At 72.0% G+C, this 19,694-nt stretch carries 14 protein-coding genes; 7 read left to right on the top strand and 7 right to left on the bottom strand.

The window, feature by feature from the left end:
* Positions 1–31: 31 nt before the first annotated feature.
* Complete coding sequence (locus tag ACFZP7_RS22335) at positions 32–454, top strand: hypothetical protein (protein WP_385635381.1); 423 nt, start codon at positions 32–34, stop codon at positions 452–454.
* Between the two features lie 84 nt (positions 455–538).
* Here the strand turns inward: ACFZP7_RS22335 and ACFZP7_RS22330 are convergent, their stop codons facing one another.
* A complete protein-coding gene (locus tag ACFZP7_RS22330; protein ID WP_019329148.1) occupies positions 539–2,272 on the bottom strand; it encodes a hypothetical protein in 1,734 nt (577 codons plus the stop codon).
* Positions 2,273–2,485: 213 nt separating this feature from the next.
* Here ACFZP7_RS22330 and ACFZP7_RS22325 point away from each other — a divergent pair, with 213 nt between their 5' ends.
* Genes ACFZP7_RS22325 through ACFZP7_RS22310 form a run of 4 tightly spaced genes read left to right on the top strand, consistent with a single transcriptional unit; the run spans position 2,486 to position 6,939 of the window.
* Positions 2,486–3,574 (top strand): hypothetical protein, encoded by a 1,089-nt coding sequence (locus ACFZP7_RS22325; RefSeq protein WP_385635379.1) that lies wholly within the window; start codon positions 2,486–2,488, stop codon positions 3,572–3,574.
* A 26-nt stretch (positions 3,575–3,600) separates the two neighbouring features.
* On the top strand, positions 3,601–4,791 hold the full coding sequence (locus ACFZP7_RS22320; RefSeq protein WP_385635377.1) for a toxic anion resistance protein: 1,191 nt from the start codon (positions 3,601–3,603) through the stop codon (positions 4,789–4,791).
* A complete protein-coding gene (locus tag ACFZP7_RS22315) occupies positions 4,788–6,341 on the top strand; it encodes a VWA domain-containing protein (protein WP_385635375.1) in 1,554 nt (517 codons plus the stop codon). The genes ACFZP7_RS22320 and ACFZP7_RS22315 overlap by 4 nt, the downstream gene beginning before the upstream one ends.
* On the top strand, positions 6,328–6,939 hold the full coding sequence (locus tag ACFZP7_RS22310) for a hypothetical protein (RefSeq protein WP_019329144.1): 612 nt from the start codon (positions 6,328–6,330) through the stop codon (positions 6,937–6,939). Before ACFZP7_RS22315 ends, ACFZP7_RS22310 begins: the two co-directional genes overlap by 14 nt.
* Positions 6,940–7,146: 207 nt before the next feature.
* Here ACFZP7_RS22310 and ACFZP7_RS22305 read toward each other — a convergent pair whose 3' ends face one another.
* Entirely contained in the window at positions 7,147–8,976 is a 1,830-nt protein-coding gene (locus ACFZP7_RS22305) for a phosphoenolpyruvate carboxykinase (GTP) (protein WP_030969373.1), read from the bottom strand.
* Positions 8,977–9,273: 297 nt separating this feature from the next.
* Between ACFZP7_RS22305 and ACFZP7_RS22300 the strand changes: the two genes are divergently transcribed.
* Both ACFZP7_RS22300 and ACFZP7_RS22295 read left to right on the top strand, forming a co-directional pair.
* The gene (locus tag ACFZP7_RS22300; protein WP_385635373.1) at positions 9,274–9,978 is read left to right on the top strand and encodes a hemolysin III family protein; all 705 of its coding nucleotides are present in this window, start codon (positions 9,274–9,276) and stop codon (positions 9,976–9,978) included.
* A gap of 71 nt (positions 9,979–10,049) precedes the next feature.
* On the top strand, positions 10,050–10,781 hold the full coding sequence (locus ACFZP7_RS22295; protein ID WP_031018862.1) for a Mut7-C RNAse domain-containing protein: 732 nt from the start codon (positions 10,050–10,052) through the stop codon (positions 10,779–10,781).
* Here ACFZP7_RS22295 and ACFZP7_RS22290 read toward each other — a convergent pair.
* From ACFZP7_RS22290 to ACFZP7_RS22270, 5 genes are all read right to left on the bottom strand, one after another.
* Complete coding sequence (locus ACFZP7_RS22290; protein ID WP_031018860.1) at positions 10,778–13,204, bottom strand: galactose oxidase-like domain-containing protein; 2,427 nt, start codon at positions 13,202–13,204, stop codon at positions 10,778–10,780. The genes ACFZP7_RS22295 and ACFZP7_RS22290 overlap by 4 nt on opposite strands.
* Complete coding sequence (locus ACFZP7_RS22285) at positions 13,201–14,394, bottom strand: glycosyltransferase (protein WP_322501355.1); 1,194 nt, start codon at positions 14,392–14,394, stop codon at positions 13,201–13,203. Before ACFZP7_RS22285 ends, ACFZP7_RS22290 begins: the two co-directional genes overlap by 4 nt.
* Positions 14,391–16,040: a phospholipid carrier-dependent glycosyltransferase gene (locus tag ACFZP7_RS22280; RefSeq protein ID WP_031018856.1), complete on the bottom strand. Its 1,650-nt coding sequence runs from the start codon at positions 16,038–16,040 to the stop codon at positions 14,391–14,393. Before ACFZP7_RS22280 ends, ACFZP7_RS22285 begins: the two co-directional genes overlap by 4 nt.
* Complete coding sequence (locus ACFZP7_RS22275) at positions 16,037–17,299, bottom strand: glycosyltransferase (RefSeq protein ID WP_355164236.1); 1,263 nt, start codon at positions 17,297–17,299, stop codon at positions 16,037–16,039. Before ACFZP7_RS22275 ends, ACFZP7_RS22280 begins: the two co-directional genes overlap by 4 nt.
* 206 nt (positions 17,300–17,505) lie before the next feature.
* Positions 17,506–19,536, bottom strand: a complete 2,031-nt coding sequence (locus ACFZP7_RS22270; protein WP_385635370.1) for a thioredoxin domain-containing protein — start codon at positions 19,534–19,536, stop codon at positions 17,506–17,508.
* Positions 19,537–19,694: the final 158 nt, after the last annotated feature.

The following is a 19,694-nucleotide window of genomic DNA, read 5'->3' as shown; positions in this document are numbered from 1 at the left end:
TGGCTTCCTGAAGCAGTCAGGAGGCCATCCCATGTACGAACCGATCCGTACCAAGTCGGTCCACAGCACGATGGCCGGCACCACCGCGGACTTTCCCCACCGGTCCCGGGAGGAGGAGCTGGACATCCAGCTCGCGGGCCACCTCTCCGCGCTGCTCGCCGTCACCGACGAGCTGCGCGCCCTGGCGCCCGGCACCGACCTGGACACCGCCGCCGACCGGCTCGCCGAGCAGGTGACCCGGCTGCGGGGAGGACAGGCGCCGGTCCGCGTACCGGTGACCGCCGCCCGCCCCTCGGCCCGTCCGGCGGCCCTGCACCGTCGGGCGCACACCCTGGCGGGCCGCGCCCTGGTGGTGGCGGCCTCCCGCGCCGACACGGCGGTCGCGATCCTGACCGCCGAGCGGATGGACGCGCACGCCGCGGCCCTGGAGCCGCGCGAACTCGCGTCCCGCTGAGCCCTCCGGGCTCCCCCGACGGCCCCGGCCCGCGCGCACCCGCAGCGACGCGCGGGCCGGGTGCCCTTCACTTCCGGCCCGGGGTCAGCGGGTGACGCGCACCGTCGCCGACGCGCTCGACCCCTCGTGCAGGTCGTCACCGGCCCAGCTGACCGTGTAGGTGGTGTCCCGGCGGGTGCGCGGCAGGTCGTCGACGGTGAACGTGCCGTCGGCGGCGACCGTCACCGAGGACAGCGTGCCGGTGCCCAGCCGGTCGGTGCGCTCCACCTTCAGCACGGCCCGCTCGGGCAGCGCCTTCCCCTGCGCGGTGAACGTGCCGGCGATGTGGACGCCGGTGCTCATCGACGCCTCCGCCGGAGCCGTCAGCGCGATCGAGCTGGCCGCCTTGCCGACGGTCACCGTGTGGGTCACGTCGGTGGCCGGGCGGTGGGTCAGGTCCCCGAGGAACGACACCGTGTACGTGGCCTCACCGATCAGGTCCGGCTCGTCGAGCACGGTGAAGGTGCCGTCCGCCTTGACGGTCGCGGTGCCCAGCCGGTGGGTGCCGGCCGCGTCGGTGCGGGTCGCCGTGACCTTCAGCGGCTCGGCCGGCGCCGGGCCGTCCAGCTCCAGCCTGCCGCGCACCGCCAGCGCCTCGCCCACGACCGCCTGGGCCGGGCTGTGGGCCAGGCCGCCGGTGAAACGGGCGTCGTACTGGACGGCGGGCGGCTGGACGACGTGCAGCCAGAACTGGTTCCCGGCGGTGTTGGTGGTGACCGCGAACAGCCGGGAGCCGTCGGCGGACCACTCCAGGCCGCGCGGCGCCACCCGGTCGCCGTCGAGGCTGCCCTCGAAGGCGAACTCCAGCGGAGCCGTCCCGTCCTCCGGATCGGCGGGCGACAGAAGCAGGTCGGGCGTGGCACCGGAGGCCGCGGCGCCGCGCGCGAGGTACTTCCCGTCACCGCTGAAGGCGACGGCGGAGGCCGAGGCGCCGGACGGCAGCGCCGGGTAGCCGGTCGCGGCGTCGGACAGGTCGGCGGTGTTCAGCAGCCGGGTGCCGGCGGCCGCGTCGGCGACGGCGACCTTGCTGCCGTCGGCGGAGAACGCCATGTCCTTGAGGTTCAGGGCGCCCTTGCCCTCGGCGTCGGCGAAGCGGCGGCCGGCCGTGCGCACCAGGGTCGTCCCGCTCGCGTCGAACACCGACACGAAGGGGTCCGGGGCCTTGGTGTTCAACGGCTGACCCATCATCAGCCGGTCACCGGGACCCGCCTCCAGCTGGAGCTTGCCATTGTCCTGCCACCCGCTGCGCTGCCAGGTGTGGTCGGCCTGGCTGTAGTCCAGGTACGTGAGCGTGGTGTCGCAGTCGGACAGGTAGTTCGCGTACGGCGCGGTATGGTACACCTTGCCGCCCGCGAAGGCCATGCTGCGCCCGCAGGTGTCGGTGCCCGCCACCACGGAGCTGAGCGGCAGGTACGTGGTGGTGTCGTACCGCAGGACGCCGTCCCGGCTGCCGACGTACAGCACGCTGCCGTCGGCGTTCAGCGCCAGGCCGGAGATGTGGCGCGCGGTGGTGAGGGTGGTGACGCGCTCGCCGGAGAAGTCGTAGACGGCGACGAGCCCCTTGTTGTCGTAGTAGCCGAGGTTGCTGTCGGCGACGTACACGCGCTGGTGCGCGGAGTCGACGGTCAGCGCCGAGAAAGAGGAGATCGGCAGCTTGGCCACGACGTCGGAGGCCGCGGCGTGCGCGGCGGGTGCGGCGGCGACCGTCAGGCCGCCGGCGGCGAGCGCGGCGGTGAGCAGCGTGGCCGCGAGACGTCTGGTGTTTCGGACGGTATTCAACTGTGCCCCCCACAGGTCTTGTTGGCGGCCCTCGCGAAACGGCACCCCCCTCCCCGCAGGACGGGGAACAGCCGTTCGGGCCGGACAAGATCGGGAGCGTACACCGCCGATCCGGCGGAGGGGATCGTTCCCGTTGCATACCGGTATGGCTCGGCCACTTCTCGTTCACCCGGGACGCCGGGGAACGTAGAGTTCCGCGGAGATGCTCCGCGAGTGAGACGAATCGCAGGAATAGTCCTCGCGGTCCTGCTGATCGGCGGAGTGGTGGCAGCCGTCGTCGCGGGCCGGGAAGCGGCCGACGCGGAGGACAAGGGCACGGCAACGAAGACCGTGCGCGCGGTGATCGGGTCGGAGAAGGCGGCCTTCTTCACCGACCCCGACGTGGTGAAGGCCCTCGCCACCAAGGGCTGGACCGTACGGGCGGAGACCTCCGGCTCGTGGGCCATGGAGCAGCTCGACCTCGGGGGGTACGACCTCGCCTTCCCGTCCAGCCAGGCCCCGGCCGACGAACTCGCCGACACCTACGGCGTGCGCAAGCCGCTGCCCCGGCCCTTCTACTCGCCGCTGGTCGTGGTGGCCCACCGCAGCGCGGCCCAGGTGCTCGCGGCGAACGGGCTGGTGACGCTCGACCGCAGCCGGGGCGGCACCCTGAGGATGGGGCCCTTCCTGGACGCGGCCCGTGCCGACCGGACCTGGCAGCAGCTGAAGGGGGCCGGGAAGCACGGCGAGCTGATCGGGACGGTGTACGTCGCGACGACCGACCCGGAGAGTTCCAACTCCGGCGCGCTCTACCTGGCCGCCGCCTCCTACGTGGCGAACGGCAACCGGGTCGTGGCCGGCACCGCCGAACTGGACCGCGTCACGCCGCTGATGCGCAAGCTGGTCCAGGCCCAGGGCGCCCAGAAGTCCAGCTCCGACGCGACGTTCCGGGACTTCGTCAGCGGCGTCGGGGACCCGCTGGTGCTGGTGTACGAGTCGCAGGTGGCCGCGCTGCTGAGGGAGGGCGGCCCGAGCGTCGGCGACCTCACCGTGCTGTACCCGGACACCACCGCCACCAGCGACCACACCGTGGTGCCGCTGACCGACGAGGGCCGCGCGCTCGGCGACCTTCTCGCCGCCGATCCGCAGCTGCGGCAGCTCGCGGTGCGGCACGGGTTCCGGCCGCAGGGCGCGAGCGCCGAGTTCACCGAGGCCACCGACGCCCACACCGCCTATCTCAACCAGCAGCTGACCGGCGTCCGGCAGGCTCCCGTGCCCACCTCCGAGGTGCTGCGCGAGATGGCCCGCCGGGCGCGCGGATGACAGCGGACGACAGGGGGACCGTCCATATGACCGGCATCGACGACGACTTCACGCTCACGCTCACCCCGCCCGACCCCGTCGCGGCCGTGCCCCGGGAGAAGGCCGGCGGCCTCGTGCCCGTCGACGAAGGGGTCCGCGCGGACATGGACCGCAAGGCCGCCGCCTACGTCGAAGGGCTCGCCGCGCTCGACGCCCGCTCACCGGAGTTCGCCGGCAAGGTCGGCGAGATCACCGGGCTCGGCGCCGCCGAGATGCGGACCGCCGCCGCGCAGTCCAACCGGATGCTGGAGCGGACCGTGCGCAGCCTGCCCGACCGGGGCGACGACGCCCAGGCACGGGTCGCGGGCTCCCTGGTGGAGCTGCGGCGCGTGGTGGAAGACCTGGACCCGCGCGCCCTGCCCGCCGGCAAGGGCCGCGCGTTCCTGTCCCGGCTGCCCGGCGGCAACCGCCTGCGCGACCACGTCGCCAAGTACGCCTCCGCGCAGTCCACCCTCAACGGGATCGTGGGCTCGCTGCGCGGCGGCCAGGACGAACTGCGGCGTGACAACGCCGCGTTGCAGACCGAGCGGGTCCGCCTGTGGGAGACCATGGGCAAGCTCCAGGAGTACGTCGTGCTCACCGAGGCCCTGGACACGGCCGTCGAGCGGCACGTCGCCGGGGTGGAGCCGACCGATCCGCGAGCCGCCGACGCGCTGCGCGCCGACGTCCTCTTCCCGGTGCGGCAGAAGCACCAGGACCTGCTCACCCAGCTCGCGGTGTGCGCCCAGGGCTACCTCGCCATGGACGTCGTGCGCCGCAACAACGAGGAGCTGATCAAGGGCGTCGACCGGGCGGCCACGACCACGGTGTCCGCGTTGCGGATCTCCGTGATGCTGGCCTCGGCCCTGGACCACCAGAAGAAGGTCGTCCGGCAGGTCGACGCCCTGCGCGGGACGACGGAGGACCTGATCCGGGGCAACGCGGAGATGCTCGGCACGCAGAGCGGCGAGATCCAGCGCATCGCCGCCGACCCGGCGGTCGGGGCGGAGACCCTGCGCGGCGCCTTCCAGCAGATCTACCGCACCCTCGACGCCATCGACACCTACAAGGTGCAGGCGACCGAGGCGATGGCGGCGACCGTGGAGTCCCTGACCGGCGAACTGCGGCAGGCGAGCGCGTATCTGGAGCGCAGCCGCGCGCAGGGGCGGCTGGAGTCCCGCGAAGGGGGCCCGGCATGAGACGCGCCCTGGCGGGATGCCTCGCCGCGCTGGCCCTCCTCACCTCCTGCACCACGCGGGAGGACGGGACGGACGACGCGCCGCCACCCGGTGCGCCGGCCACCGCCGAACCCGGCACCCTGCGGGTCCTCGCCTCCAGCGAGCTGAGCGACATGGCCCCGGTCCTGGAGCGGGTCCGCGAGGACACCGGCGTCACCGTCCGGCTCACCCCCATCGGCACCCTCGACGCCGTGGACCTGCTGGCGCGGGGTGCGACGGACGGGACGTACGACGCCGTGTGGCTCTCCTCCAACGACTCCCTGCGGCTGCGCCCCGAGGCGGGGAAGAGGATCGTGTCCGAGACCCCGGTGATGACCAGCCCCGTCGCCATCGGCGTGAAGGACGCCACCGTGCGCGCACTGGGCTGGCGGCCGCGGGAGGTCACCTGGTCGGACGTCGAGCGGGCCGTCGCCGAGGGGCGGCTCACCTACGGCATGACCGACCCGGCCCGCTCCCACTCCGGCTTCGCCACGCTGGTCTCCGTCGCCTCCGCGCTCTCCGGCGCCCAGTCCGCCCTGACGGACGCGGACGTGGCGAAGGCGACGCCCCGGCTGAAGGAGTTCTTCACCGGGCAGAAGCTGACCTCGGGCTCGTCGGGCTGGCTGGCGTCCGCCTACGAGCGGCGCGGGAACGTGGACGCGCTGCTCAACTACGAGTCCGTCCTGAAGGGCATCGACGGCCTCACCGTCATCCGGCCCGCCGACGGCGTGCTCACCGCCGACTACCCGCTCTCCAGCCTCGCCTCGACCGACGCCGCGACCCGCGAGGACGTCCGCCGCGTCGCCGACGCGCTGCGCACCCCCGGGATCCAGCGGGAGATCACCCGCGTCACCCACCGCCGCCCGGTCGACGCCTCGGTGCCGCCGGCGCCCGGCCTGGGCACCGGCCGACGGCGCGAACTGCCCTCGCCGGGGTCCCGGTCGGTGGCGGACGGCCTGCTCGACGCGTACGAGAACGACCTGCGCCGCCCGTCCCGGACGGTCTACGTCCTCGACACCTCCGGCTCGATGGAGGGCGGGCGGCTGAAGCGGCTGAAGCAGGCGCTCACCGCCCTCACCGGCGACTTCCGCGACCGCGAGGAGGTGACGCTGATGCCCTTCGGGTCGGAGGTGAAGCGGGTGACGACCCATGTCGTGGACCCGGCCGACCCGCAGTCCGGACTGGACGGCATCCGCCGGGACACCGAGCGGCTCACCGCACGGGGCGACACCGCGATCTACACCTCGCTGGAGAAGGCGTACGACCGTCTCGGCGGCGGGGACGACACGTTCACGTCGATCGTGCTGATGACGGACGGCGAGAACACCACCGGAGCCGAGGCGGCCGACTTCGACCGCTTCTACGGCTCGCTGAGCGCGGACCGGAAGGAGATCCCGGTCTTCGCCGTCCTCTTCGGCGACTCCGACCACGCGGAGCTGGCCCACATCGCCGAACTCACCGGCGGCCGCCTCTTCGACGCCCGGGAGGGTTCGCTGGACGGCGCCTTCGAGGAGATCCGTGGCTACCAGTAGGAGCGGCGGCCTCTGGGCGTACCTGGAGTCGCGCAAGAACCTGACCGGCAGCGCCTGCGGGCTGGCGGGGGTGGTGCTGACCTTCACGGGGGCGGCGGGGCCCTACTGGCCCGCGGTCGTCGCCGGGCTGTACGGCGCGGGCGCGCTGCTCGCGCCGCCCGAGCGGCCCGCGCCGCCGGACTTCCCCGACCCGTCGGCGCAGCTGGACGAGGTGCGCGCCGACTTCGGGCGGCTGCGCGGCTACCTGGCCGGCGTCGAGCTGCCGCCGGCCGCCGGGGAGCGCCTCGGTGAGCTGACCGGTCTGCTGGGGGCGCTGCTGGAGCCCGGCTGGGTCGCCGAGGTGCTGGCCGCCGACCCGGACGGGGTGCACGCGGTGTCGCGGGCGGTGCGGCAGGACGTGCCGGAGGCGGTCGACGCCTATGTGCGGGCCCGGTGGTGGACGCGGATGACGCCGGGGCAGGAGCCGCCGGAGCGGCATCTGGAACGGCAGCTGACGCTGCTGCGCGAGGAGGCGGCACGGCTGACGGACCGGCTGCGGGACGCCGAGGCCCGGCGGCAGGAGTCCCACACGCGGTATCTGGAGGACCGCTCGGGCTGAGGGGCGACGGGCGGTCCGGGAACGCCGAAGGGCCGGGTCCTCCGCACGCCGTTGTGCGGTGACCCGGCCCGAGCGGGACCTCCCCGTGCTCCGGGGTACTGCTGAGCTACTGGAGCGCGGGGCGGTCCCCTCGTGGCCGGCCTTCGTGACGACTTCGCGGGTCAGGGCTAGTCGGACCGGCCACGGAGACTGTCGGTGCGGGCGGGCTCAGCCCAGGCGCCGCACCAGCGCCCGGTACTGGTCCCACAGCTCGGCGGGCGTGTGGTCGCCGAAGGTGTTCAGGTGCTCGGGGACGAGCGCCGCCTCCTCGCGCCACACCTCCTTGTCGACACTGAGCAGGAAGTCCAGGTCGGCGTCGGCGAGGTCGAGGCCGTCGGTGTCCAGGGCCTCCTTGGTCGGCAGGATGCCGATCGGGGTCTCGACGCCGTCCGCCTTGCCCTCCAGACGCTCCACGATCCACTTCAGGACGCGGCCGTTCTCGCCGAAGCCCGGCCAGACGAACTTGCCCTCGTCGTCCTTGCGGAACCAGTTGACGTAGTAGATCTTCGGCAGCTTGGACTGGTCCTTGTCCTTGGCCACGTCGATCCAGTGACCCATGTAGTCGCCCATGTTGTAGCCGCAGAACGGCAGCATGGCGAAGGGGTCGCGGCGCAGCTCGCCGACCTTGCCCTCGGCGGCGGCGGTCTTCTCGGAGGCCACGTTGGCACCGAGGAAGACGCCGTGGTTCCAGTCGAAGGACTCGGTGACCAGCGGTACGGCGGTGGCGCGGCGTCCGCCGAAGAGGATCGCCGAGATCGGCACGCCCTTGGGGTCCTCCCACTCCGGCGCGATGATCGGGCACTGCGCGGCGGGGGTGGTGAAGCGGGCGTTGGGGTGGGCGGCCGGGGTGCCGGACTCGGGCGTCCAGTCGTTGCCCTTCCAGTCCGTGAGGTGGGCCGGGACCTCCTCGGTCATGCCCTCCCACCACACGTCGCCGTCGTCGGTGAGGGCGACGTTGGTGAAGACGGAGTTGCCCCACAGGGTCTTCATCGCGTTGGCGTTGGTGTGCTCACCGGTGCCCGGCGCGACGCCGAAGAAGCCGGCCTCGGGGTTGATGGCGTACAGGCGGCCGTCCTCGCCGAACCGCATCCAGGCGATGTCGTCGCCGATGGTCTCCACGGTCCAGCCGGAGATCGTGGGCTCCAGCATGGCGAGGTTGGTCTTGCCGCAGGCCGACGGGAAGGCGGCGGCGACGTACTTGGGCTCGCCGGTGGGCGGGGTCAGCTTCAGCACCAGCATGTGCTCGGCGAGCCAGCCCTCGTCGCGGGCCATGACGGAGGCGATGCGCAGGGCGTAGCACTTCTTGCCGAGCAGGGCGTTGCCGCCGTAGCCGGAGCCGTAGGACCAGATCTCGCGGTCCTCGGGGAAGTGCGAGATGTACTTGGTGGAGTTGCACGGCCACGGGACGTCCTGCTGGCCCTCCTCCAGGGGGGCGCCGAGGGTGTGGACGGCCTTGACGAAGAAGCCCTCGTCGCCCAGCTCGTCCAGGACCGGCTGTCCCATGCGGGTCATGGTGCGCATGGAGACGGCGACGTACGCGGAGTCGGTGATCTCGACGCCCAGCGCGGACAGCGGGGAGCCGAGGGGGCCCATGCAGAAGGGCACCACGTACATGGTCCGGCCGCGCATGGAGCCGCGGAACAGGCCGCCCTCGCCCTTCTCACCGGTGAAGATCTCCCGCATCTCGGCGGGGTCCTTCCAGTGGTTGGTGGGGCCGGCGTCCTCCTCCTTCGCGGAGCAGATGAAGGTCCGGTCCTCGACGCGCGCGACGTCGGAGGGGTCGGAGGCCGCGTAGTAGGAGTTCGGGCGCTTGATGGGGTCGAGCTTGCGGAAGGTCCCCTTCTCGACGAGCTCCCCGCACAGGCGCTCGTACTCGGCCTCGGATCCGTCACACCAGACCACTTCGTCCGGCTGGGTCAGTTCGGCGATCTCGTTCACCCACGAGATCAGCTCCTGGTGGTTGGTGGGGACGGGGGGAGCAGCGATGTCGCGCGCCACGATTGCTCCTAAATGAGGGGTTTTTTGTTGGGAGGCCCCGTGGGGGCTGCGACCCGGATGCGTGACGTTGTCCTCTTGGGCGCTCATCCGGTGTCGACCGCACTCATTTGATCATCCGACGTGAGCGCCCATCTGTCCAGAGGGCGTCACACCTGAGCGGCGTGAGGATCGCCACGTGCCCGCATCGGGGGTTTTCGGGGGGTGCGCGGCCGGGTACCCCGTGAGACGATGACCACTCAGGATCGACGAGACTCCGTACTGACGCGTAACTTACGGTCCCGTAGGTACGATGCGGCCATGACTGCGTCCGTCCCCGACGCGCACGAGGACACGCCGGCCGCCGGCCGCGGTCCCGTGGCGCTCTCCCTGCCGCATCCGGTCAAGCCCAAACTGCGCGGTTGGCTGCACCTCGGCATGTTCCCGGCCGTGCTGGTCGCGGGCCTGGTGCTCACCGCCCTCGCCGAGACGTCCGAAGCCCGCATCGCCTGCGGGATCTACGTCCTGACCGCCTGCCTGCTGTTCGGCGTCAGCGCCCTCTACCACCGGGGCAACTGGAGTCCGCGGATGGACGGCGTGCTGCGCCGTCTCGACCACGCCAACATCTTCCTGATCATCGCGGGCACCTACACCCCGCTCACCATGCTGCTGCTGCCCGACGCCAAGGGCCAGTGGCTGCTGTGGGGCATCTGGGCCGCCGCCGCGGCGGGCATCGTCTTCCGCGTCTTCTGGGTCGGCGCCCCGCGCTGGCTCTACACGCCGTGCTACCTCGCGATGGGCTGGGCGGCCGTCTTCTACCTCCCCGACTTCATGCGGTCCGGCGGCATCGCCGTCCTGGTCCTGGTGATCCTGGGCGGCCTGCTCTACAGCGCGGGCGGCGTGATCTACGGCATCAAGCGTCCCAACCCCTCACCGCGCTGGTTCGGCTTCCACGAGGTCTTCCACTCCTTCACGCTGGCCGCCTTCATCGCGCACTACGTGGGGATCTCGCTGGTCGCCTACTGATCCGGGGAGGGGCGCGCCGGACCTGCGACATCCCCGAGCCCGCGCCCCTCGCCCCGTGGCATCCTCACAGGGTGAACGGTCCCGAGATCCACGTGGAATTCGCCCCCGAACTGCACCTGTTCGTCCCGCGCGCCCGCCCCACCGGCGCCACCCGCGCCGGCACCGACGGCGTCTCCACCCTCGGCCACGTCGTCGAGTCCCTCGGCGTCCCGCTGACCGAGGTCGGCGCGCTCCTCGTCGACGGCCGCGAGGTGCCGCGCGGGCACGTGCCCTCGGGTGGCGAGTCGGTGAGCGTCCGTGCCGTGGAGCGCCCCCAGCGGGTGCCGGGCGCTCCCCTGCGCTTCCTGCTCGACGTGCACCTGGGCACCCTCGCCCGCCGGCTGCGGCTGCTCGGCGTGGACACCGCCTACGAGTCCACCGACCTCGGCGACCCGGCGCTCGCCGCCCTGTCGGCGGCCGAGAAGCGGGTCCTGCTCAGCCGCGACCGGGGCCTGCTGCGCCGCCGCGAGCTGTGGGCCGGCGCCTACGTCTACGGCACCCGTCCCGACGACCAGCTCCGCGAGGTGCTGGACCGGTTCCGGCCCGAGCTGCGTCCGTGGACGCGGTGCACCGCCTGCAACGGGCTGCTGCGGAAAGCCTCCAAGGAGGAGGTGGCGGACCAGCTCAAGGGCGGTACCCAGCGTTCCTACGACGTGTTCGCGCAGTGCCGGGAGTGCGGGCGGGCGTACTGGAAGGGCGCGCACCACGAGCAGCTGGAGGCCATCGTGGAGCGCGCCCTGACCGAGTCGCGCGGGGAGCGCTAGCGCCTTCCGCGCACGTCGCCCTTCCCGCAGGCGACGCCGTCGCGGTCGCGGTCGAGCTTCAGCGGGTCGTCCTTGCCGTTGACCTTCAGACGGCCGTAGTCGTGCTCCTTCAGCCAGGTGCAGCGGTCGGCCGTCGTCGCCTTCACCTCCTCGGGGAAGGCGGTCGGCACGCACACGTTGGCGGAGCCGTAGTGCCGGTCGCAGCCGGAGACGGTGGGGCTGACCGGCTGCGAGGTCCGCTTCGCGCCCTCCTCGGTCACCTTGCCCCGCGGGGCGTCGGCGAAGGAGTGGACGTGGGCGGAGGCGTCCTTGGTGCTGAGCGCCTGCGGGCCGTCGAGGTGCACCCACTTCGCCACCGAGGGCACGCCGTTGGCGTCGACCGCGAAGAGCATGTACCAGCCGGGCGGGGCCAGGTTGGGGTTGCTGGTGACGTTGAGGTCGACGTTGTTCCCGTCGACGGACAGCGGCAGGTCGACGAAGCGCTGGTTCGGGTCCGAGGAGTGGGTGACGGCGGCCGGGCGGATCAGCTCGGCCTTGGCGATCGGGCGGTCGACGGTGATCCGCTGGGTGTCGCCGTAGTTCCACTCGGTGTCGATGACCGAGGTGATCGCCGGACGCTCGCCCTTGAGCAGGTAGGGCGGGGTGTAGATCGACACGTCGTGGTTCCAGGAGCCGTTGCCCGGGTTGTCGCCGGTCGTCATGACCCGGCCGTCGGGCAGCAGGAACGCCGAGGAGTGGTAGCCGCGGGCCTCGGGGTCGACGGCCACCGGGTCGAAGGTCTCGGTCGCCGGGTCGAAGATCGAGGTCTCGAAGACCGGGTCGGCCCGGTTGTGCAGGGCGCCGCCGGTCTCCAGCACCTTGCCGTCGGGCAGCAGCACCGCGGAGACGTACATCTTGCCCTGGTCACCGGTCTGCGGGACCGGACCGTCGCCGAGGTCGACGGTGCCCTGCGGGAGCGGCGGCCCGGCGACGTACGCCGGGTCGGGCTGCTTGAGGTCGATGATGTCGGTGAGGCGGTTGGCCTCCGGGTTGGAGTCGATGTTGCCGCCGCCGATGGTCAGCACCTTCTGGTCCTGCGCCGGGGGCAGCAGCACGCTCATCGACTGGTCCCGCTCGTCCTTGCGCTGGAGGCCGGGCACCTGGGTGATGGTGTTGGCCTCGTAGTCGTAGATCGCCGAGCCGGTGCCGGGGATGTTGTTGCCGAAGACGTGGCTGCCGGAGTAGAAGAGGCGGCCGTCCTGCATGAGGATCATCGACGGGTACAGGCCCCAGTAGGACCAGGTCTGGTTGACCTGCCAGGTCGGCAGCCACTTCTGCTGCTCGTCGGACCACAGGTCGGCCGTCACCGAGCCGGTGGAGTCCTCGCGCAGCCCGCCGAAGGAGATCACGTCGCCGTTGCCGAGGATGGTCGCCGACGGGTACCAGTGGCCGTCGTTCATGTCGTTGGTCTTGGAGTAGGTCTCGGTCTGCGGGTCGAAGATGTACGAGTCCTTGTAGCCCTGGTAGCCGATCGTGCCGTCGGCGGACGGGTAGCCCTTGTTGCCGCTCATGACGAGGACCCGGCCGTCCTTGAGCTGCACGTGCCCGGCGCAGAACATGTCCTTGGGCGTCGGGATCGCCTTGTAGTCGCCGGTCTCGGGGTCGTAGAGCGCCGTTTCGAAGGTGCCCGCCTCGAACATCTCCGGATCGTTGCCGGAGCCCGCGATCAGCAGCACCTTGCCGTTGTGCAGGACGACGGAGTGCATGGAGCGGACCGGGTTCCGGGTGGGCAGCACGTCCCAGCGGCCGTCGGCGCACTCCGCGGCGGTGCCCGTGCACTCCGGGTCCGGAATCGGGTCGGCGACCTGCTCCATCGTGTAGTCGTCGGTCGTCGCCGAGCCGGTGCCGTAGACGGAGACGCCCCAGCTGATGCGGTCGGTGCCGGCCGGGACCTCGGGGGTGCGCACGCTCGCCCGCGTCCAGTCGGCCGCCAGGTCCAGGGTCTTGAGGTCGGTCCAGTACTGCCAGCCGGCGGTGGCGTCGTGCCGGAAGAGGGTGAGGGAGGCGTCCGGCGTGGTGGTCTTGTACCAGAGCGACAGGTCGTACTGCTTGCCCTCGGTCACCACCGGCGCGCACTCGGCGGACTCGGTGATCAGGGCCTTGCGGTCGCCGTCGGTCCGGCGGGTCAGCTCGACCTTCATGGCCTTGGTGCCGGTGTGGGCGTCGGCGACCGTCTCGAAGGTGAAGTCGTTGTCGCCCCAGCCGGACTTCTCCCAGCAGTACGGCATGTCGCCGGTGCCGGCGGTCTCGAAGCCCGGGTTGGTGATCAGGTTGGCGGCGGAGGCGGGCTGCGGCGCGGTGAGCAGGAGGCCGCCGGTGAGGGCGGACACCGCCAGCAGGGCGGAGGTTCTGCGTCCGGGTCTTCTTCTCGGGTGTCTTCTCATGCGTCGCTCCTTGCGGTGCGGGCTGCCGTACGGCGTCGGCGCGGGAGGTACACGAGCGCTTCGGTCCCGGCGAAGCGCAGGACGAAGGTGATGACGAGGGCCAGCGCGGTGGCCGGCAGCACGGCCAGCCCGAACTGCCCGACGAGCAGGGCGATGAGCGGGATGCGCAGCACCAGGTCGGCGTTGGCGATCAGCGCGAACCTGACGGTCCGGTCGGCCCAGTGCCGGTGGCGGCGCCGGTCGCGGAAGAGCAGCCGCTCCAGGAGCAGGAAGTTCCAGGCCACGCCGAACTGGTTGGCGGCGATCTCGGCGGGCAGGTAGTGCAGGCCGGCCTCGGTGAACGCCCACAGGGCGGCCAGGTTCGGCAGGAAGCCGCTCAGCCCGATCAGCCCGAAGACCACCATGCGGGCCAGCGGCGAGGCGGTGCGCAGTCCGGCGAGGTGGCGCAGGAAGCGCATGCCCTCCTGCGCGGTGGACTTGGACTCGCCCGCGAAGCGCTCCTCGAAGACGAAGGGCACCTCGGTGACGGTCTGGGGGCGGCTGCGGACGGCCAGCTCCAGAAGGATCTTGTAGCCGAGCGGTGCGAGCACCTCGGCGGTGACCTCGCTGCGGCGGATGGCGAAGAAGCCGCTCATCGGGTCGCTGATGCCGTGCAGGCGGCGTGGGAAGAGCGCCTTGGTCAGCCAGGTCGCCGCCCGTGAGACGGCGATCCGGTAGCTGCCCGCCAGCCCGGCGCGGCTGCCGCCCTTGACGTACCGGGAGGCGACGACGAGTCCGGCGCCGGTCCGCTCACCGGTGGCGACCAGCTCCGGCACCAGGGACGGCGGGTGCTGGCAGTCGCCGTCCATGACGACGATCCAGTCCGACCCGGCCGCCTTCATGCCCTCGACGACGGCGCCGCCGAGCCCGCCGACCGGTTCGTCGCGATGCAGCACGGTCACCGGGAAGGGGCAGTCGGGGGCCGCCGCGCGGATCACGTCCGGGGTGTCGTCGGTGGAGTCGTCCACGAAGACGACCTCGCAGGGCAGCCGGGCCGGCACCGCGTCGGTGATCAGGCGCAGCAGCCGCCGTACGTTGCCGGACTCGTTGAAGGTCGGTACGACGATGGTGACGGCGCCCGGCTCGGGCACCTCGGCGGCGTCTACGGCCGGATTCCCCAGCTCGCCGGGGACGGTGGACTCGTGGCTCATCGGGCGGCTCCGGAGGGCTGGACGCGGCGGATCTCGACACGGTCCGCACCGGTGCCGAAGACGGCGACGGGGGTCGAGTGGTTCATGGCGGCCTGCACATTGGGCAGGTCGACCGCGTCGCGCCGCACCGTCGGCGAGGCGACCACGTAGTCGATGTCCCGCCAGCCGCCCGGCATCGTCTCGGTGACGGCCGGGTCGAGGTCGGCCTTGTAGAACCAGATGACGCCGAGCCCCGGTTCGTACCCGGCGTGCACCAGGTCCAGCCAGAGCGCGTCGTCGACGAGGACGCGGGTGTCCTGCGGGTTCGGCACCTCGGTCGCCATCCAGTCGGCGGCGGCCTCGTAGGGGGCGTTGGCGTCGGCGGTGACGGCGGTGCGGTCGCCGTCGTACCAGCGGGGTACGACATAGGCGCCGGCGGCGAGCACCAGGACCCCGGCGAGGGCGTACCTGCCCAGGGTGACGCCCCGTTTCTCGGCCTCGGTGCGCCATCTGCGCAGCACGGCGTGGGCGACGCTCGCGGCGCCGCCGGCCAGCACCAGGGCGAGGAAGGGCAGCGCCTGGATGACGTACATGGCGGGCAGGTAGCCGCTGGGGCGCAGGGCGAGGGCGGCGAGGATCGCGACGGTCAGGGCCGGTCCGGCCAGGGCGCGGGCGGTGACCGACCAGCGCCAGGTGGCGAGCAGCAGCAGCGCGCCCGCGAGGCCGCCGAGCGGCAGGACCCGGTCGTAGTACAGCCAGGACTGCAGGACGCCCCAGGAGCCGGAGCCCTCGTCGAGGACGAAACCGGAGCCGGGGCGGGTGAGCTGGTACTCGATGCCCTCCCACAGGGACACGTGCCCGTCGCCCGGCAGCAGCTCGCCCTTGAGCAGGGCGAAGAGCGGGTACGAGAAGCCGATGAGCGCGCAGGCCGTGACGGCGCCGGTCAGCGCGAACTTGCGGGTGTCCTTGTGGCTGTGCCGCCAGGCGGTGACGAACAGGGCGGGCAGGACGACGAGCATCGTCTCCTTGGTGAGCACGGCCGTGGCGGCGGCGATGCCCGCGCCGAAGTGGTGCCACAGGTGCTTGCTCGGGGAGGCGGCCAGCGCGAAGGCCAGCAGGGTCCACATCACCGCGAGGTTGTCGAGGAAGATCTCCCGCTGGAGGACCACGGACAGCGGGGAGAGGCCGAAGAGGGCCATGGCCAGTCCGGCCGCCCAGCGGGGCAAGGACATGCGGCGGGCGATGACGTAGACCAGGACCGCGGAGACGGCGCTGATCAGCAGCATGACCCCGCGCATGGTGCCGACGGTCATCGACTCCGGGCTGAGCAGCGCCGGTATCCAGGTCAGCACGGCTATCTGGATCCAGCCGAGCGGCGGGTGGTCGTACCAGTAGGTGTAGTGGGCCAGGCCCTCGCCCTGCTGGACGGCCCAGGCCTGGGCGAGATAGGTGCCCTCGTCGTCGCTGAGGGTCGGGTAGGCGGAGATGTTCCAGCCCTGCACCAGCATGATCGCGACGAGGAGCGTGCCGCAGAGCAGGAGGTCGGGGCGCGAGGCGCGCAGCCGGCCCGGTGGTGCCGCCCGGCGGGCGGGCGGGTCGGTGTCGTGGGCAGGCCGGCGCTGCGCGGGGACCTGGGTGCCGGTCGCCGCGGGGAGGGTGGAGGTCACGCGGGAACGTCCTCTCGGTCCACCGGCGCGAGATGGGCGCCGACGTGGCTGGTCAACTCCCAGTCGGTGCGCCCGCGTTGCTCGCGCCACACGGCGCGGACGGCGGCTCCGGCGAGGAGGATCTGGTAGAAGGGGCCGCCGACGATCAGCTTCACGTAGTGGGTGAAGCGGACGCGCAGGCCGTACTGCTTGCCGAAGTCGTGCAGGCCGACGACCTCGAAGACGAAGGTGACCAGGGCGGTGACGGCCGGCAGGAAGGTCACGAAGGCGATACCGACGGGCACGTCCAGCAGCAGCGCGACGGCCGCGTTGAGCGGGATGATCACGCCGGTGAACGCCTGGAAGAACGGCGTCATCAGGGTGTAGCGGGCCAGCAGCCGCTGGGTGAAGGTGGGCAGTTGCTTCCAGTCCTTCTTGCGGTACACCTGGAGGAATCCCTGGTTCCAGCGGGTGCGCTGCTTCAGCAGGGAGACCAGCGAGCCCGGTGTCTCCTCGCGGGTGACCATGTCGGAGTCGTAGGCGACGACGACCTTCTTGCCGGTGCTGGACAGGCGCACCCCGAGGTCGCAGTCCTCGGCCAGGCATTCCGGGTCCCAGCCGCCCGCCTCGCGCAGTACGCCGGTGCGCACGAAGACGGTGTTGCCGCCCAGCGGGATGAACCCCTTCTGCGCGTGCAGGTGGAGCCGGGAGCGGAACCAGAAGAAGTACTCCAGGCAGTTGCGCAGGCTGTACCAGCTGGAGTGGAAGTTGATGAGCTGGACGCCGCCCTGCACCACGTCGGCGCCGGTGGTGCGGAAGGCGTGGTCGACGTGGGCGAGCAGTTCGGGATGGACCTGGTCCTCGGCGTCGAAGACCCCGACGACGTCGCCGCGGCAGTGCGGCAGCGCCGTGTTCATGGCCTTCGGCTTGTTCTTGCTCTCGTGGGTGTCGACCACGACCCGCACCCGCGGATCGCGGTCGGCGGCCCGTTCGGCGACGGCGGTGGTCTCCGGATCGTCGTGCCCGACGATCACGATGATCTCGAAGTCGGTGTGGGACGAGGTCAGCAGCCGCTGGATGGTGTGGTCCAGCACGGCCTGCTCGTGCCGCGCGGGCAGCAGCAGCGAGAACGACACGTGCGCGTCCCCGTCGGGCGGGCTGAACCGGGTCGAGGCGAGAACCTCGGGCGTACGCCAGGCGTGCATCTGCCACCAGAGCGTGAACGCCGCCATCCAGAAGAGCGCCAGTGAAACGGCAGCGATGAAGACGGACGTCAGCAAAAGATCCCCCCAGATCTTGAACTCCCCCTGCCGCGGCGGCGCGCCCTATACCGGGCGACCACTCCGCCGCGTCACGGTGAAGAGGCTAGGGGTAATCCGTGAAACACATAAGGTGGTTGGGTGAAGAGCGTGTTTCCTCACAACGTGGACCGGGTCTGAACATTTCCCCCACCGGTCCCGTTCCCCTTGTTTCCCTTTGTGGCGTTTCAGCTGTTCAGGCCGGCGCGCAGACGTTCCGGATCGGTGGTCGGCGCCTCACAGGTGAAGTTACGGCAGACGTACGCCGCCGGTGCCCCGCCCACCAGTGGCCGGTCGGCGAGCAAGGGGAACTCGTCGCTCCCCTCGGTGCCGAAGGCGACGACGGCGCCGGGCGCCGTACCGAGGAGCGCCGTGCGGTGCAGTCCGCGCGTGGCCGCGTCGCTCAACGCGGGCCCCACCACGGCCACTTCGCGGGGCCCGTCGAGCAGGGCCTCGGCGGCGGCCAGTCCCCAGCCGATGAAGCGCGGGACCCGCGGCCCGAGCGCCTTGACCACGCCGAGCGCGTGCTCGGCGGCCTCGCGGTGGGGCTCGGAGCCGGTGTGAGCGGCGTAGGAGAGCAGGGCGCCCGCGGCGGCGGTCCAGCCGGACGGGGTGGCGTTGTCGGTGGGGTCCTGCGGGCGGCGGATCAGCCGCTCGGCGTCGGAGGCGGTGTCGTAGAGGGAGCCGGAGTCGTCCCGGAAGCGGGTGAGGACGTGGTCGAGCAGCAGCCCGGCGAAGTCCAGCCAGACGCCCTCCCCGGTGACCGACGCCAGCGCGAGGAAGCCCTCGGCCACGTCGGCGTAGTCCTCCAGCACCCCGGCGTGCGCGCCCGCGCGGCCGTCCTTGCTGGTGCGGAAGAGCCGGGCGTGGTCGTCGAGGTGCAGCCGGACGAGCAGGTCGGCGGCGGCGCCGGCGGCCTCGACCAGATCGGGGCGCTCGAAGTAGGCGCCGGTCTCGGCGAGCGCCGCGATCGCCAGCCCGTTCCAGGCGGCGACCACCTTGTCGTCCCGGCCGGGAGCGGGGCGGCCGTCCCGGGCGGCCAGCAGCCGCTCCCTGACCGACGCGATCCGGTCGGCGTCGAAGACGCCGTCCTGCTGCGGCAGTTGCAGTACGGAGGCCCCGTGCTCGAAGGTGCCCTCCCGGGTCACGCCGAAGTACCGCCCGGCCAGCTCGGCGTCCTCGTCCCCCAGGACCTCGGCCAGCTGCGCGGGCGTCCACACGTAGTAGGCGCCCTCGACGTGCCGGCCCGTCCCGTCGTCGCTGTCGGCGTCCAGCGCGGAGGCGAAGCCGCCCTCGGCGGTGCGCAGTTCACGGACCATGAAGTCGGCGGTCTCCAGGGCGACGCGGCGGGCCAGGTCCGAGCCGGTGGCGCGCCACAGGTGGGCGTAGACCCGGCACAGCAGCGCGTTGTCGTAGAGCATCTTCTCGAAGTGCGGCACCACCCACTCGCGGTCGACCGAGTAGCGGGCGAAGCCTCCGCCGAGCTGGTCGTAGATGCCGCCGCGCGCCATCCGCTCGCAGGTGTCGGCCGCCATCTGGAGCGCGCCCTCGGCGCCGGTGCGGGCGTGGTGGCGCAGCAGGAACTCGATCACCATGGACGGCGGGAACTTCGGCGCCCCGCCGAATCCGCCGCGCTGCGGGTCGTACTCCCGGGTGAGCCCGAGCAGCGCCTGCCCCAGTTCGGCCTCGCCGGGCGCCTGCGCGTCGCCGTAGGAGATCTCCCGCCCGGCGAGGTCCCGCACGATCTTGCCGGCGACCTCGGTGACCTCACCGCGCCGCTCGGCCCACGCCTGGTGGACGCCCTGGAGCACCTGCCGGAAGGACGGCATGCCGTGCCGGGGCTCGGGCGGGTAGTAGGTACCGAAGTAGAAGGGCTCGGCGTCCGGGGTGAGGAAGACGGTCATGGGCCAGCCGCCCTGCCCGGTCGCCGCCTGCACGGCCTCCATGTAGACGGCGTCCACGTCGGGCCGCTCCTCGCGGTCGACCTTGACGGACACGAAGTGCCCGTTCATGTACGCGGCGGTCTCGTCGTCCTCGAAGGACTCGTGCGCCATGACGTGGCACCAGTGGCACGCGCTGTAGCCGACGCTCAGGAGCACGGGGACATCACGCCGCCGCGCCTCCTCGAACGCCTTGGTCGACCAGGGCCACCAGTCGACCGGGTTGTCGGCATGTTGAAGCAGGTATGGGGACATGGCATCGGCCAGGCGGTTCACCATGCGGGCAGTATCGCAGCACCGGCCGCGCGAACCCCGAAACCTGAACGGACCGGCGGGGCCCTTCCAACCGACGGTCAGCGCGTTCCACCAGCCGTTACGGCACTGCGGAGTCGGGTGCGACAACGATCCTGACCGCTCCTTCTTGTGAGAGTGACAGT

The sequence above is a fragment of the Streptomyces sp. SudanB5_2050 genome (assembly GCF_964272335.1).
Classification (GTDB): domain Bacteria; phylum Actinomycetota; class Actinomycetes; order Streptomycetales; family Streptomycetaceae; genus Streptomyces; species Streptomyces rochei.
The sequence above is the reverse complement of the archived record's forward strand: the minus strand, read 5'-3'. Positions and strand labels throughout refer to the sequence as shown.